Raw genomic sequence first — 14,822 nt, 5'->3', positions numbered from 1 at the left:
TTACTCCACTTCCTCAGGCTTTGTTGTCATCTTCTTATAAAGAATTGTATCTTTAGGAAACTTATCTACAAAGGGAACTATGGTATTTCCAAAGAATAAAAGCCCTTCTCCTGCATTAGAATTAGTAACATAGTTTAATTGAAAAGGAGAAATTTTAAGTTTCTTTGCTAGGATCTCTCTATCTCCAGATGCCTGGTTAAGCATTAAAACAAAGTCTGTATTATCAAAGATATTTTCAATTTCTGCACTTCCCAAAAGGTCTTTCACATTTTGAGTTATTCCTGTTGGAACTCCACCCCACTTTCTAAATCTTTTCCATATCTCCACAGAATACTGGGCTGTTTGCTGGTCCTTTAAAAGTAAGTGGAACTCATCTATATAATATCTTGTAGCCCTATTAGCTCCCCTATTTGAAGAAACCTTATTCCATACCTGATCTTGTATAACCAACATACCTATTTTCTTAAGTTGATTTCCCAGTTCCTTTATATCAAAACATATAAGTTTCTTGTTAAGATCCACATTACTTCTGTTATTAAATACATTTAAAGAACCTGTAACATAGATTTCCATTTCTGTTGCTAATTTTCTTCCTACACTTTCCTCCTGCTCTTGAAGAAGATTATATAGGTCACTTAATATAGGCATATTCTCAGGCAGTGGATTTTCAAAGTAGTCCTTATATATTTTGGGTAGACACCTATCTATTACAGATTTTTCAGCTGCAGTTAGACCACTTCCACCTACTACAAGTTCAAGCATACTCATTATAAAGTTTGCCTTATCCTTTAAAGGTGCATCTCCATCTCCATAGTTCATATTGATATCAAGTGGATTTAGATAATCCTTTGACTTTGCTGAAATCTTAATTACTTCACCATTAAATTCCTTTACAAGACTTCCATATTCTCCTTCTGGATCTGTAATAATTACATCATCATCAGTAACTAAAATAGCATTGGCCATTTCCCTTTTTGCAGCAAAGGACTTACCAGCTCCAGGTGTTCCAAGAATAAGTCCATTAGGGTTTTTTAATTTCTTTCTATCTGCCATTATAAGGTTGTGGGAAAGAGCATTAAGCCCATAGTATAAACTTGTATTTGAACTCATAAATAGTTCCTCAGTTGTAAAAGGCATGAATACAGCAGTTGATGAAGATGTCAGTTGCCTTTTAATTTCAATCTTATTTACTCCTAATGGCAGGATAGATATAAAGCCTTGCTCTTGTTGGTGGTCTAATCTTTTTAATGCACAGTTATTACGATTACATATTGAAGAAATCTGAGCTATTGTATTATCAAGTTCTTCTTTATTTTTACTTAGATTCATAATTGTAAAGGTTACATAAAACATTCTTTCATCTCTAGACTGTAGATCAGTCAAAAGATTCTTTATATCATTACCATAAACATTAAGGTCTGATGGAATAATATCCATATCATAACCAGCTCTTACGGCTTTTTTCTGCTCTTCAATCATCATTTTCTGAAGATCAGTATTCTTTCTTTTTACCATCTTGATTGCATCTACCTGGTCTATAGCATGAATATGAAGACTTACATACATATTATCTTCAATAGAAAGAATTTCTGATAAGAACCTATCTGAAAGTTCACTAGCTAGAATCTGAAAATGGCTCAATGCACAGATATAATTTCCCATCTGCATATATTTAGGACTTATGAACTTGAATGTACTAGGCATTATAAGTTTTCTTGTGTCCCTATCTTCAAGTCCTTGTCCATCATAATCAAACATTTTATCAGGATTTAGCATATCGTGAAGTAACTTTAGCCTTTCAACACCTATTAGTGTTTCAGCCCTTACCCCCATACTTTTTAGATTCGATAGAACATCTATCTCTATCCTTTCAAGTACAGGTTTTGCTTGATCATAAGTCTCTGCCCTTGTACTTACAACAACATATTTTGACTTTTTAAGACCATTATTCCCTTTAGAAAGCTGGTCCTTAAGCATTTCCCTAAACTCTTTTCTTGTCTCATCAAAATCATCTCCCTTATCTGGTATAGTAATTGCATTTTCCATTTCCTTGATCCTTCCTACCTGATTAACAAAACTCAACTGAAGCTCTGTTGTAGAATCAAAGGAATTTAAAAAGCCTGCAAATTGATTGAAGATAAGGTCTCTATCTTCTTCAAGTGCAAGCTGATAATTTATATCCTCATATTTTATAAGTTTATTGTACTTCCCTTCACCTACATAGCAAATTCCATTCCTATACATCTTTTTATAAGGAATGGTATCTTCAATGGTGTGTCTTTTCTTTTCTTTTTTAAAAAAATCAAGGAATGAAGAGCTTTTCTTATGATTAAATTTAAAGTTTTTTGTTTCTCTTGCTGCCTTTTTTAACTCTTTTTCCTTTTTTTGAAGTTTTTCTTCCTGTCTTTTTCTTTTTTCTAGATTTCTTTGCTGGACCTGATTTTTTGCCATTTATGTCTTGCTCCTCCTCCCTCATTTGTATAAGTTTTTCCTTACTAACCCTAACTTTAGGCTGGTATTTTTCATGAAGATATACATACCTAAGGTACTTCTCACATGGAAGACCATCTTTTTCATAAAAGACCACAAAGAAAACAGGGATAGTAAGTATAATCATTAAAAAGACAGCCAGGTCATTTCCAACTACACCCCTTGTTTTTAGATATGTTGGAATACCAATAAGACCTGCTACCGCAAATCCAATAAGCTGTCTTTTAGTAAGATTGAGTGCAACTTTGGTCTTAACATTACTCAAATCTTTAGGTATCTGAACATAAGCCACTTTCTATCACCTCTCTATTCCATTAGCTTTTCTATTATTCCTCCAAGCTCTATTTCACTTTCTTCATTATCATCTATACTTTCTTCTAACTCATCAGATTTACTTTTTAATATTATTCTAGTATCATCCACTCCTTTTCTATTTTTCTTAATCCTATCAAGTTCTGCAAGATGACTATAAATAGTAGCAATTTCATTTTCAATTTCATAGATTCTATCATCAAAGTCTTCATAATCATCAGTTGCCATTTTTGTAAGGCTATTATGAGCTTTGGCAATCTCTTTCATAGACCTATTTAAGCTCCATGCTTTTTCATTAAGATCTTCTAAAAAATCTTCTGTATAATAAACTCTTTTTGTAAGTTCATCTACCTTCCTTTTCTTTTTAATTTCAGAAGCTATAAGACCTACTCCTGCAAGTGCTAGACCTACTATTACTTTCTTATTTTTAAGTTCCAAATTACATTCCTCCTAAATATATTTTAATGAGCATTCATTATGCTCTTTGCAATTGTTCCACTCTTTAACATCATAATCCCAAGAAGTACCGTATATCCAAGAACTCCGAATATGCTGGCATGAATATCTGTGGTTACATGAATTGTCTTTACAAGTACCGCATATATTCCAAGGCATATCATAAGAAACAATCCCTGAAGCCCAAGTGCAAATAATCCCTTGATATAATTTGTTCCAATCTGTCCCCATTCTTTATTTCCCATGGTTGCAAATGGAATTGCTGATACTGAGCTATACAAGCAAATTTCAATCATTCTTCCATAGGTTATTACTATGATTATGATTGATACAACCTGTATTGAAAGCTTTACAAGTGAAGTATCTAAGGCTATCAGTATCAGATTCCATAAGCTTTCATCTTTAAGATGCTCTACCATTGCTGCCACATCCATTGAATCTAGGACTGCACTTGTATTTATCACTCCCGCCGCCTTAGTTACTAGTGTCTGTGATACGTCAAATACTGCCATCGAGAAGGTGAAAGCATTGCTTACAAGCCATACTGCAATCCACATCTTGATAATATATTTGAAAAAATCAAATGTATCAGTATCAGAGTGCATATTGTTCTTTTCCATCACCATATTTGTGAGTTCTATGCACAAGACGGCGGTTATGATAATTCCCGCTATGGGAATAACTACAGTGTCATTAATATTCTTCACAAAGCTGAATACTTCTGCATTCCAGCCACTTGGTGTTTTCCCGACTTCCGTAGCTACAAGACTTACATTGTTATTTATATCTAAGAACATCGCTTCAAGATTTGCCTGGATAATTCCGATGAAAATCTCCTGAAAGAACTCAGTTATTTTATCGAAAAGCCCAAACATATTTTATCTACCTCTTTCTTAGTTAAGTGTATTTGCAAGTAAAGGTATTAGTTTCATTCCAATAAGCACAATTCCCCCACCTGCCATTAATTGTTTAATTCCTTGTGATTTTGCTCCTGGGTTATCATTTCCATATCCCTCCATAAGATTAATTACTCCCCAAGCCCCTAGACCTGCTCCAATTGCTGAAACCAATGTTTTTAATACTGCTATTCCTTCCGTAAAAAATGCCATATTATTTTTCCTCCTTATTTTCTTTTTCAATTTTATTCATATGCTTTACAATGAAGTTCCTATAAACCTTGTCATTATTCTTCCTAGTTTTAATGAAACCATAAACATGAACAAGATCACCTACTTTAAGATCTTTTGCTACTTCTGACCACTGGCCATAGGCTGAACAATTTGTATAGTGTCTTTTCCCATTCTTCTTTCCTACAAGAGAGAAGTTTGTTACATTTATGGTTTCTCCATCCCAGTCAAAAGAAGCTGTTTTCACTTCTCCTACCACATTGGCTGTTACATTTTTCATATCTCTTTCCTTATAAGTTGCCATCTTTTAATCTTTGCCTCCTAATTTTTTATGAAATAAAAAAAGCGACTGGACTTTATTTCTAATCCAATCGCTATAAATCAAATCTATTAACTTAGCTGCTCACTTTACCAAGAGGGACTTCTCACCTTTACCTTCATATTCTCACCTACACCCTTGTTATTATAGACTCCTTGTTGAGCCTTGCCTTACCTTGCCTTTTCATATACTCTTCAACATCAAAGTAGTTCTTATCATCATAGTCTTCTAAGAGCTTGTAATTCTTATGTTTTGTAATATCAAACTTCTCTGAAAGAAAAGGTCTTACACCTCTAAGCTGCATAATACACTTGCTTCCATCCATTACAAAGAGTTCGTCTTTGGTCATAAGTTCCTTGCCAGTTTTCTGGTAGTTAAGCCCAAAGGATTTTTGATTACTTCTTGTTTCTGATGTATTAAATAAATCAATAGTTTCTTTGCCTAGAGTTTCAGAAATCTCTTTTAAAGTTCCATTTTCCTTTCCCCCTAGGAATAGAGTGGTATCACAGTTACCTATAATAGTATCTGCATTATCCTTATAAATTGCTTTAAGTTGTGATTGAGCCTGTAGAACTATACAAGCACTTATTTCCCTTGAACGAATTGTTGCTATAAGCTTTTCAAATTTAGGGATTAGACCAATATTTGCAAACTCGTCTAGAAGACACCTAACATGAATTGGTAGCCTTCCTCCATATACATCATCAGCCTTATCGCAGAGCAAGTTAAACATTTGGGAATACATAAGTGATACCACAAAATTGAAGGTATCATCTGTATCTGAAATGATAACAAAAAGAGATGTTTTTCTATCCCCTAGGGTATCCAACTCCATCTCATCCTCACTCATTAAATCCCTTAGTTCCTTAATGTCAAAAGGAGCTAACCTTGCACCACATGATATTAAAATAGATTTTGCAGTTTTCCCTGCTGCCAACTTGTATTTACGATATTGCTTAAGAGCAAAATGGTCTGGATCCTTTTCTTCTAAGGCTTCAAACATATAATCTACTGCATTTTTAAAATTCTCATCCTCCTCTCTAACTTCACTAGCATCTATCATTGCCAGTAGAGTCGTAAAATTTTGTTCCTCTTTTGGTGTTTCATAAAAGATATAGCCAATAAGGGCTGTATAATAAAGTCTTTCAGCTTTCACCCAAAAATCTTCTCCTGCCTTTTCTCCCTCTCCTTTGGTGTTGGCTATAATAGTCTGAACCAGTTTTAAAATATCTTTTTCACTTCTAAGATAGGCAAAGGGATTATATTTCATGCTTTTTTTAAAGTTAATGGTATTTAGAGTTTTTATTTCATACCCATTCATTTCTAACATCTTGCCACACTCATGAAGCAGACTTCCTTTAGGATCAGTTACTACATAGCTTGAATGAAGCTGCATAAGATTAGGTTTTACAAAGAATCTTGTCTTCCCAGAACCAGAACCTCCAATTACAAGAACGTTTTTGTTTCTTGCATACTTAGGATTTTTAGGTCGACTATTCATAGTAATCCTTTCTGTCTGTGTAAGAAGAAGATTATTTCTATAATCTTCATCCATATAGGGAGCAATATCCTTTGAATTTCCCCATCTTGCTGAACCATATTCCTCACCTTTTCTAAATTTTTTAGCATTTTTACTCTTGCTATAAAGGATAAGTTTAACTATTGCTGCTAGAATAAATCCTACAAGTAAATCCCTTGGATTAAAGCTAGGGAGATAGTTCATTGTTTGTATTTCCAGGACCGCTTGAAACAAACGGTCTATTAAATCACCTCCTATATATGAATTTATATGGTGAGAAAAAATATCCCCTAAATAGAAAAATGTAAGATAAGGTATATTCTTTTTAACAAAAGTCTTCTTATCTTGCACATGAAATAAATTTTTTATATCTCTTTTTGCTTCTTCTATTACACTCAAAATACCACCTCCTTAACTTGGAGTTTCCTATCTTTCCTCACCTATATCTCTTTTCTTTTTATCCTTATTTACAGGATAAATTTTATCTACCTTTCCTTTATATTCATTCAGAAGTTCAATGGTTGATTTCTTTTTTCTATCTAACTGCTTTTCTGAAAGTTTTACTTCCATTCCATCAAGTAAAAAATCGGATATATCAAGAAAGTTCCAGTCTTTATCTCGTGGGATAATTTTGAAAATAGAATTGATAAAATAATCATTTCCATCCATCCTATAGGTCTGTCCGTAAACTGATAGGTTTAAGAATCCTTCATCATCAATAAGAATATCTACACCATTTTTAAAATCTGCATATTCAACTAACTCGTATATGTCCCATAAGCTTGAATTTATAACTTTCATTTCTCTGTCCTTATGAGCTAAATCTATATATTTATGAAGCACTACACAATCATAGTCTTCTAGTTGTATTAGCTTTTCCATTAGTTCTTCTATTTCTTCACTGTGTTTATCAAATTCAAACTCATCACAGTCAATACAACTTTTTTCATTTAACATTAACATCAAAATCACCTCCTATTCCCTCAAATTTCTCCCATTTCTTTAAGTAAAGAGAAAAAATATGCTCTTCCCTCTGGTCTTACTACTGTATAGACTCCAGGCTCTCCATTATATTTATTGATATAATCTTTTAATTTAAAGTAATCAGCTGCAGTTGAGTAAAATCTTAATTTTCCTTTTTGATTTCTATAAAGATAACCCCTATCTATAAGTATATTTATAAACCTATTCTGAGAAACCCCTAATTCCTTTGCAGTATCCCTAAGGCAAATGCAGTCTTCTAAGGAAATAAACTTATCAAAGAATTCTCCTTTAGGAATAAGACCTTCTAATTCTTCTGTCCTTGCTTCTATTTGCCTTAAGGCTACTAGATAGCCTCTTGCTAAAAGTTCTTGATCATTCATTTCTTCTTGACCAGTAAAATAGCCCCCATATTTCCTAATTGAAGGAAGAACCTCACTTGTTACCCAATTCTTAAACCTTATGGCACGTTCAAGTTTACTTCCAAAGATAAGGGCATACATTCCAGACTCATTTATTACTAGCATATTCCTTCCTTGACCTGATACTGTAAAACACCGTTTCAGCTTATCTCCTTCATAAACATGGCTTGCTATAGCATCACTTGGTCTTTTATACCCTAGAGCTTCTGCTATATCTTTTCCAACAAACCAAGGTTCATCGTCAATTAATATTGTCCTTATTTGTCCAAACTCTCTATTTTCAAATACCTTTATTTTATACATTTCTCTCACCTCATCTATCTCCTAAAAGTAGGTCTCTAGTTTCTCTTAATTTTTTTCTTCCCAGTTCTGTTCTAATGTCTTTTCCTGCAATCTTAACAGGAATACACATCTCTCTAATCCTTGAATAAATCCTCTCCTTATCAATATCATTACTTCCATTCATAATCACACCAAGAGGAATATTCGTTGAAATAATAGTTGGTTTCTTTGATTCATACCTAGTGTTTATAATCTGATAGACCATTTCATTTACATATTCTGTATTTCTTTCAATCCCAAAATCATCAAGAATAAGAAGGGATACACTAGATAACCACCTATAATACTCATTCTTATCAATATCAAAGCCACGTTTTTCAATATCATTTATAATCTGAGGAATATTTCTCATCTTAACTCTTATTTGATACTCCTCTATAACCTTATTTGCAATACAAGCTGCTAGGTAAGTCTTTCCTGTTCCTACATTTCCATGAAATATAAGGCCACTATTGTCTTTTGATAATTCTTTGAAGTTCTTAACAAAGTTTTTTCCTATAATAACTTCCTGTCTTTTAGGCTCTATAACCTTATCAAAATCGCAACTTATAAGGTTTATGCTGGTAGTAAAGCATTCTTCCTTAAGTCTTCTAATATGATTTGCCATTTCTTCATCTTTTCTTTTAGCTTCTTCTTCTCTATCACATTTACATCCTCTACCAAATATTATTTTTTTACTTCCAAGATAGCTAAGTGGTTCTGAATCTATTTGCTCACCACACTGTCTACAGTAAACATGTCCATCTTTTTCAAAGGCTTTATTTGCATTAAAAGAAAATTCAACTCCATCAATTTCAATTGTTTTTATTTTATCTTCCATTTTCTCTACCTCTCTAATTATTTAAGTTCCATTCGCTTTCATAGTCTAAAGGATCACCTGTATAGGTTTTTTCACTTTTAAGCTTTCCTTCTCTCTTATCTTTTAAATACCAGGTCATAATTGTTGAAGCATGGTCTTTATAGGTTTTTCCTGTACTTTGCATATAGGCTGATAATCTTTCAATATAATCATTTAGATTAGGAATCTTATCCTCTAATTTGCTTTCTTCTTCATCAGAAATAATTACATTAAGGAAAGTTCCTTTTTTCTGTTTTCCACTAAAATCAATATAACTCTTATCAATCTTATTATTCTCTATATAGTTAGGTTGTCTTTTTGATAAGTCTAGACTTTCCCTTTTGGCCATTCCAGAATTATCAAAATCACCATTCTTGACTTGTCCTTTTGACAAGTCTTGATTTTCCCTTATGACAAGTCTAGGATTTCCATTTCTAAAAATACTCATAAAATCTTTAACATAAATTTTAGTAGGATTACCCTGTCCTGCTCTTTTCTTTTTTATAAGCCCAATTTCTTCAAGATCCTTTATAAGTTTAACTGCCTTTTTAATGCCACAGCCTAGTTGTTCAGCTGTTTCTTCAACAGTAAAATAGATATATACTCTTCCATTTTCATCTATCCAGTTGTTTTTATAAGACAAAGTGCTTCTCGATAAATACATTGAATAAAGAACTTTTGCGTCTATTGATAACTCCTTAAACATCTCATCTTCTATAAGAACTATAGGTAAACGGATAAACCTAAAACCTTCAGAATCCCTCCCATAAAAGTAATCAAAATCCATTCACTTCACCTCATCTCAATAAAAAAGACATCTAAGATTTCTCTTAAATGCCTGGTCCTTTTATCTCTCATGTTCATGACGTTTTTCCTTAACCTTGTCTTTAACTGCCATATTTTTCACCCTTTCCTTAAATTTATTTAGTATTTCTTTTGTAGACTCCCTTTTGTTTTCTTTCTTTTCAGATCTTTCTATAGCCTTTTTAAAAGCTAAATCCATAACCTTGGTATCCTTGGCTTGGAAGAATACAGAGTAAAGCCCTGATTCCTTATTCTTCATAACAGAAAAATTAACTCCGTATCGGTTAAGCTGCTTTTTTAATTCCTTGACCTCACCTTTCTGTAAATCAATATTTTCAAGCTGACCCTTCTTTACCATATCCTTAAGCTTTCTTGAATTAGTTTTTCTTTTTTCGCTAAGATATTCCGCAAGTGGCTGACTTTTCTCAGCAGCATCTTCCATGATTTTTTTCATTGCTTTTAAAATAGCTTTTGCAGAATACTGTGCAACCTTAATCTCAATGTTTATAGCTTTGTTATTGACATCATCATTTACCATCTAGGTAACCTCCTTTCTAGGGGAAATAAAAAAAGCGGCCCAGACTTTTACATCTGAACCGCTAATATTCATTAATTTATTAAACTAAAGTTTTACAGTCTGATACAAACTTATATTTACTATACTATTTACAATTCTCTCGTGGGAAAAAAGTTCACTGGGACTTCCTTTAACTGTCTCATAAACTCTCCTGAGATAACACAATCTTCCTTTGGCGTATTCCAGTAGTAATCTAAATATTCTAGTAATACTTTTGCATATTCTTGCATTTGTCTCCAATGATTTTTGAGTTTTTCTTCTTTAATGAAATCCGGTTCACGATAAACCCTACATAATATTGCCCTTCTAGTTTTAAGATTGTAGTTACGTGGAAATGTTTCTCTAAAGTCTCTTGGTATCTTTTTTAATGATTTTGGTAATTTAAGTATAGGAATATCAAGATAGTATTCAATACTCCTCGACTTAGCAGCCATAAATGTACCGATGCCGTCATAACTCGTGGTGGTTTTTGCTGAAACATGGAATTTTTCTCGAAAAGCATTCAATTCCTTGTCTTGTATGAATTTCTCAAACTCTATCGAATTCAACGCCAATATTCTCTCGTCCGCACTAACATATTGGTATTTGTTAAAAGTATAAATGCATTCTGAATCCTGTATTTCTTCTGCGATTTTTCCATAAAGTTTACTATCATAAAACATCACCATCTTTTTTTGAGATATCGGAAAAAAGACAACTGTACCAATATCCCCCAGACCAGCACGATGGATCCCTAAAGGATTAACAATAATTACAGGAACATCTGATGTAAAAAAAGCAATATCCGTTTTATTTTCTAAAATAATCATCTTTAAATCATCAATAGTAGATAAAATATCGTTCACAAAATCTAAATTATACTCAGAGGTTATTTCACTTTCAACTTTCTTTTCAACCATCTCATTTATAACGGACTTATTCAAATCACTATTTCGATTATACAAAACATCAGTTAGTATTGTTGTAACCATGTCTTGATTATGAGCAAGCATCGCTTTAGTCCTACTTATCTGATATGCAGTAAATTCTCTGATATTTTTAATATCATTTGCTGTTAGTACCTCACCACGATTAATTTTTAAAATTGTACTTCCCCATTTGTTTTCTTCTTCAGCAAGTTTATTTTCTACTTTCCCATCCTCATCATAGAAAAAATCTTCCGAACAAACAGAAGAAGTTGGTATATTATCTCTAAACAAGTTACCCTTAAATTGATAAAAAGATATTAGTACTTTTTCTTTTTTTGTTCCTTCATTTTTAATCATTGAAAATGGTTTCATATAAAAACGAGGAACATAATGTTGATTCTTTGTTATTTGCATAATAGTATTCACCTTTCATCTATTATTATGATTTATTAAAAAACTTAAATCTTTCCTCATCATGCACTGCTCACAACAATTAGAGTCTAATTGCTCTAAGCAATGCATGAATTATTTTTATAAAAGTTCCTGAAATCCTTGATTTCAAAGCATTTATTGCACCCATCACTATTATGACACGTTCCCCTGTTGCCATAACTAATAGAAGTTTTCTTTTTCTTCTTTCTAATTCCTCACAGCATGCAGTTATAGCTTCCTTTTGATAATATCTATTGGTTATTTCATCTTTCATATTAATATTTCTTAAACTCTTTTTTTGAGTTCTTCTGTCAATCATAAGCTGCAATTCATCTTTTTTAAAGAAGCCATAAATCCTTCTTTCAGAATAACCGTTGTAATCATCCCAAATATAAGTTTCAAATCCATTGGTAAAGAAAATAACTGGCCTTACATTATATTGATTTTCTAAACAATCAGCATATAATTTAGCTTGCTGTTGTCCAACCTTAGGATCTTTACTGCTTCTCTTTGCTTCAACCACTGCAAGAGGTTTTCCATTATCACCATACAAAACATAATCAGCATAGCCTTTTTCTTTATTATTAGGCATTCCAAAAATCTCTATTTCTTCTCCAATATCTTTATTAAAATCCCATCCAGCAAGTTTAAGTTCTACATCTATATAAATCTTTCTTGTTTTAAACTCGCTTATTTCATCTATATTAAATTTATAATTTTCAGTGTTATCTTTTCTTTTTTGAGTTATTTCTTTTCTAAGCTCTTCATTTTCTTTTATAATATCTTCAAGCTTTTTATCCTTTGAGCTTAATTTTTCGTATAAATCTTTAAGCTCCTCTGGTCTTACTTTTTTTTCTTCTCCTTTTGGAAGAGAATTTTCGTCAAACTGTTTTTCCTTATAGTCATCACCATAGCAATAATCAATCCAGTTAACAAACTGGTACAAATTATGCAATGAAAGAATTGCCTCTTCTCTTGTTATATTTTTATTAGTGTGAACTGCCACATTACCTAAGCTAATAACAAATTTAAGTAAAGGCAGCATTCCGCTATCAATAAGTTCTAAAAAGCTATTATTATGAATTAAACTGCTTATATTGTCCTGATAGGGCAACTTTAAATCTTCGTCAAAACTATATACCCATTTAACAGCAAGTTCTAATGCACGTCTGCTTAAAATAGCAGTGGTTGCTGGACTTACTAATATACTTTTTTCTGCTTCAATACAGGCATTTGAAAAACTGCTAAATTCCTTTTTAAGCTTTAAAAATTCAAAGTTAGTACACAAAGGTTTCATCCCCCTTTTAATGTCATATACTGCTTCCTATGAATATATTACCATATTGAAACAATTTTTGACATAAAGAATCTTGGATTTCTCCAAGACTTTTATGGTATTCTCTATTTCAAATTTCAATTTGTCGACTTGATTGACGAAGGCGGCAAATTGGTTTTGGAGATCTAGTGGTGGAAAAATAAATTCTAGTTCTGATAACTGTCCTTTACTTAATATACCTTTCAAAGACATATTTATTGTGCTTTGAATATATCTTTGTGATAATCCAAATTGTTCAAACATAAATAACACATTATTATTTACTGGTTCAATAGCATTTATTTGTTGATTAAAAGCTACCTTTCTATCTGCAATTGCAACATTTCCAATGCATTTAATACTACCAGCAATACAGGTCATTAATATGCTATTTTTCTCAACAGATCTACCTACCTGTAGTCCTTTTTCTGATAAATATTCTTCTGCTACTGTTAAATATCTATTAGGTGTATTTATATTATCTGATTTAATCCACTCTATGTAATCGCCATAATATTCACTAACTTTTCTTGATGGTGTGTTTCCAGTAATAATATTACATTCATCAGATAACTTTTTCTTTTCCCAATTCATAGGATTTGAAACTGGATCTCCAAACATCTCGATAAATCTCGATTTACTTATTTTTATATTTTATTAAAACATTTCCTTACCCGATATACTTTCTATGTGCAATCTTAACATTATTTTGATTTACCATTGCATATTGAAGGGTCGTATCTATCTTCTGATGTCCTAAAAGCTGCTGTACCTGCTCTATAGGCATTCCCTTGTCAATAGCTCTTGTGGCAAGTGTTCTTCTAAATTTATGTGGATGTACCTTATTAATATTAAGCTTTCTTCCCAAAGCTCTCATCCTAATTTCAACTCCACTAATGTTTAACCTATTATATGGCTTTATTAATGAAACAAAAAGTGCCTTGTTGTCATCAACCCTACTATTAAGATAATTTTGTAAATGTATTTTAGTTTTTGCATCAAAATAAACTCTTCTTTGCTTATCACCTTTTCCTTCAACAATACATTCTCTCTCGTTAAAATCTATGTCGCCAATATTTAATTTCACCAATTCTCCAACACGTATTCCAGTAGAGTTTAATAAGTCTATAATAGCAAGATCACGTATTTCTTTGCAATTATCACGCATTATTTCTAAATGCTCATCTGTATATGTTTCTTTTACAATCTTTCCAGCTCTTATTTTATGAATACGTCTTACCGGATTTTTTAAAATATAATTTTCATCTTCAAGCCATGAGAAAAATGTTGAAAGAATTCGCCTAATATTATCAATACTAACCTTGCTGCAATTTCTTTTTTTATAATATTCTGCTAAGTATCCTCTTAAATCCTCTGTTGTAATATGTTTAACTGGCTTATCTAATGTTTTTAACATATTTTCTATGGTTGATTTATAATATTTAATGGACTTTTCTGAGCAGCCCTCTACCTGCTTTGCACAAATAAATATGTTACAATAATCTACTTCTTTATTCTCTAAATTTTTATTATTGGCTTCATCTATAAAAGTTAACCCTTGCAATTTTTTAAGCAATACCTTATGAAGCTCTTCCATTTGCATATTATTAAGTAAATTAATCATTCCCTGTTCAATTTCAATAATAAGTTTTTCCATTACAATCTTCCTTTCTTAAAAAAGTTTTAGATTGTAGTATTATTGACACCTATAAGCATTTAATTTCCAAACAAATACTGAATAAGCCTCTATTTTTGTTAATGGTAAAATAAAATTACCCGAAAAAGGGAAAGGTTTTTCCCCAGTAAGTATATCATCAAATACCCTCTGTAGTGTAAAATTTAATTATCTACAGAGGAGGGATTGAAATGCTGGGGGTCGAAATGAATACAACAATTATTACACTTTTCAAAAAAGGCTATAACAAAACGCAAATAGCTAATATGTTGAAGGTCGACAGAAAAACTGTAAGAAATGTTCTT

Annotated in this window: 16 protein-coding genes and 1 pseudogene; 1 reads left to right on the top strand and 16 read right to left on the bottom strand. The window is 31.9% G+C overall.

Features of this window, described 5'->3' with window-relative positions; all coding sequences use genetic code 11:
• The 16 genes and pseudogenes from CLLI_RS04675 to xerA form a co-directional block, all read right to left on the bottom strand.
• On the bottom strand, window positions 1–2,451 hold the full coding sequence (locus tag CLLI_RS04675; protein WP_106063078.1) for a VirB4-like conjugal transfer ATPase, CD1110 family: 2,451 nt from the start codon (window positions 2,449–2,451) through the stop codon (window positions 1–3).
• A complete protein-coding gene (locus tag CLLI_RS04670) occupies window positions 2,336–2,782 on the bottom strand; it encodes a PrgI family protein (RefSeq protein WP_146127072.1) in 447 nt (148 codons plus the stop codon). The genes CLLI_RS04675 and CLLI_RS04670 overlap by 116 nt, the downstream gene beginning before the upstream one ends.
• 14 nt (window positions 2,783–2,796) lie before the next feature.
• A complete protein-coding gene (locus CLLI_RS04665; protein ID WP_106063077.1) occupies window positions 2,797–3,240 on the bottom strand; it encodes a hypothetical protein in 444 nt (147 codons plus the stop codon).
• Between the two features lie 23 nt (window positions 3,241–3,263).
• Window positions 3,264–4,055: a VirB6/TrbL-like conjugal transfer protein, CD1112 family gene (locus tag CLLI_RS04660; RefSeq protein WP_479723241.1), complete on the bottom strand. Its 792-nt coding sequence runs from the start codon at window positions 4,053–4,055 to the stop codon at window positions 3,264–3,266.
• 96 nt (window positions 4,056–4,151) lie between these two features.
• Window positions 4,152–4,367 (bottom strand): Maff2 family mobile element protein, encoded by a 216-nt coding sequence (locus CLLI_RS04655; RefSeq protein ID WP_106063075.1) that lies wholly within the window; start codon window positions 4,365–4,367, stop codon window positions 4,152–4,154.
• 1 nt (window position 4,368) lies between these two features.
• Window positions 4,369–4,689, bottom strand: a complete 321-nt coding sequence (locus CLLI_RS04650) for a single stranded DNA-binding domain-containing protein (protein ID WP_106063074.1) — start codon at window positions 4,687–4,689, stop codon at window positions 4,369–4,371.
• Between the two features lie 145 nt (window positions 4,690–4,834).
• Window positions 4,835–6,574: a VirD4-like conjugal transfer protein, CD1115 family gene (locus CLLI_RS04645; RefSeq protein ID WP_479723242.1), complete on the bottom strand. Its 1,740-nt coding sequence runs from the start codon at window positions 6,572–6,574 to the stop codon at window positions 4,835–4,837.
• A 75-nt stretch (window positions 6,575–6,649) separates the two neighbouring features.
• Window positions 6,650–7,186 carry a hypothetical protein gene (locus CLLI_RS04640; protein WP_106063072.1) on the bottom strand — a complete coding sequence of 179 codons (537 nt, stop codon included), beginning with the start codon at window positions 7,184–7,186 and terminating at the stop codon, window positions 6,650–6,652.
• Between the two features lie 20 nt (window positions 7,187–7,206).
• The gene (locus tag CLLI_RS04635) at window positions 7,207–7,929 is read right to left on the bottom strand and encodes a phage antirepressor KilAC domain-containing protein (RefSeq protein WP_146127071.1); all 723 of its coding nucleotides are present in this window, start codon (window positions 7,927–7,929) and stop codon (window positions 7,207–7,209) included.
• A gap of 10 nt (window positions 7,930–7,939) precedes the next feature.
• A complete protein-coding gene (locus CLLI_RS04630; RefSeq protein ID WP_106063070.1) occupies window positions 7,940–8,788 on the bottom strand; it encodes an ATP-binding protein in 849 nt (282 codons plus the stop codon).
• Window positions 8,789–8,801: 13 nt separating this feature from the next.
• On the bottom strand, window positions 8,802–9,593 hold the full coding sequence (locus CLLI_RS04625; RefSeq protein ID WP_106063069.1) for a replication initiator protein A: 792 nt from the start codon (window positions 9,591–9,593) through the stop codon (window positions 8,802–8,804).
• Window positions 9,594–9,653: 60 nt separating this feature from the next.
• Window positions 9,654–10,148 carry a PcfB family protein gene (locus CLLI_RS04620; protein WP_106063068.1) on the bottom strand — a complete coding sequence of 165 codons (495 nt, stop codon included), beginning with the start codon at window positions 10,146–10,148 and terminating at the stop codon, window positions 9,654–9,656.
• A gap of 128 nt (window positions 10,149–10,276) precedes the next feature.
• Window positions 10,277–11,509: a DUF4238 domain-containing protein gene (locus tag CLLI_RS04615; protein ID WP_106063067.1), complete on the bottom strand. Its 1,233-nt coding sequence runs from the start codon at window positions 11,507–11,509 to the stop codon at window positions 10,277–10,279.
• A gap of 184 nt (window positions 11,510–11,693) precedes the next feature.
• Window positions 11,694–12,815: pseudogene (locus tag CLLI_RS04610) on the bottom strand (type I restriction endonuclease); the annotation flags it as partial.
• Window positions 12,816–12,851: 36 nt separating this feature from the next.
• Window positions 12,852–13,463, bottom strand: coding sequence for a restriction endonuclease subunit S (locus CLLI_RS04605; RefSeq protein ID WP_106063066.1), 612 nt, complete (start codon window positions 13,461–13,463; stop codon window positions 12,852–12,854).
• A 49-nt stretch (window positions 13,464–13,512) separates the two neighbouring features.
• A complete protein-coding gene (xerA, locus tag CLLI_RS04600) occupies window positions 13,513–14,499 on the bottom strand; it encodes a site-specific tyrosine recombinase/integron integrase (protein ID WP_106063065.1) in 987 nt (328 codons plus the stop codon).
• A 224-nt stretch (window positions 14,500–14,723) separates the two neighbouring features.
• On the opposite strand from xerA, the gene CLLI_RS15040 reads away from it, so the two are divergent.
• On the top strand, window positions 14,724–14,822 hold a 99-nt coding region (locus CLLI_RS15040; RefSeq protein ID WP_146127075.1), incomplete at its 3' end, for a terminase gpP N-terminus-related DNA-binding protein.

This window comes from Clostridium liquoris (assembly GCF_002995785.1).
GTDB classification, from domain to species: domain Bacteria; phylum Bacillota; class Clostridia; order Clostridiales; family Clostridiaceae; genus Clostridium_AO; species Clostridium_AO liquoris.
The sequence above is the reverse complement of the archived record's forward strand: the minus strand, read 5'-3'. Positions and strand labels throughout refer to the sequence as shown.

What these genes read in the sequence shown, in the direction of transcription:
- CLLI_RS04675 (WP_106063078.1), bottom strand. Translation starts at nt 2,451, where the DNA reads ATGGCAAAAAATCAGGTCCAGCAAAGAAATCTAGAAAAAAGAAAAAGA.
- CLLI_RS04660 (WP_479723241.1), bottom strand. Translation starts at nt 4,055, where the DNA reads ATGTTCTTAGATATAAATAACAATGTAAGTCTTGTAGCTACGGAAGTC.
- CLLI_RS04655 (WP_106063075.1), bottom strand. Translation starts at nt 4,367, where the DNA reads ATGGCATTTTTTACGGAAGGAATAGCAGTATTAAAAACATTGGTTTCA.
- CLLI_RS04650 (WP_106063074.1), bottom strand. Translation starts at nt 4,689, where the DNA reads ATGGCAACTTATAAGGAAAGAGATATGAAAAATGTAACAGCCAATGTG.
- CLLI_RS04640 (WP_106063072.1), bottom strand. Translation starts at nt 7,186, where the DNA reads ATGTTAATGTTAAATGAAAAAAGTTGTATTGACTGTGATGAGTTTGAA.
- CLLI_RS04635 (WP_146127071.1), bottom strand. Translation starts at nt 7,929, where the DNA reads ATGTATAAAATAAAGGTATTTGAAAATAGAGAGTTTGGACAAATAAGG.
- CLLI_RS04630 (WP_106063070.1), bottom strand. Translation starts at nt 8,788, where the DNA reads ATGGAAGATAAAATAAAAACAATTGAAATTGATGGAGTTGAATTTTCT.
- CLLI_RS04625 (WP_106063069.1), bottom strand. Translation starts at nt 9,593, where the DNA reads ATGGATTTTGATTACTTTTATGGGAGGGATTCTGAAGGTTTTAGGTTT.
- CLLI_RS04620 (WP_106063068.1), bottom strand. Translation starts at nt 10,148, where the DNA reads ATGGTAAATGATGATGTCAATAACAAAGCTATAAACATTGAGATTAAG.
- CLLI_RS04615 (WP_106063067.1), bottom strand. Translation starts at nt 11,509, where the DNA reads ATGCAAATAACAAAGAATCAACATTATGTTCCTCGTTTTTATATGAAA.
- CLLI_RS04605 (WP_106063066.1), bottom strand. Translation starts at nt 13,463, where the DNA reads ATGTTTGGAGATCCAGTTTCAAATCCTATGAATTGGGAAAAGAAAAAG.
- xerA (WP_106063065.1), bottom strand. Translation starts at nt 14,499, where the DNA reads ATGGAAAAACTTATTATTGAAATTGAACAGGGAATGATTAATTTACTT.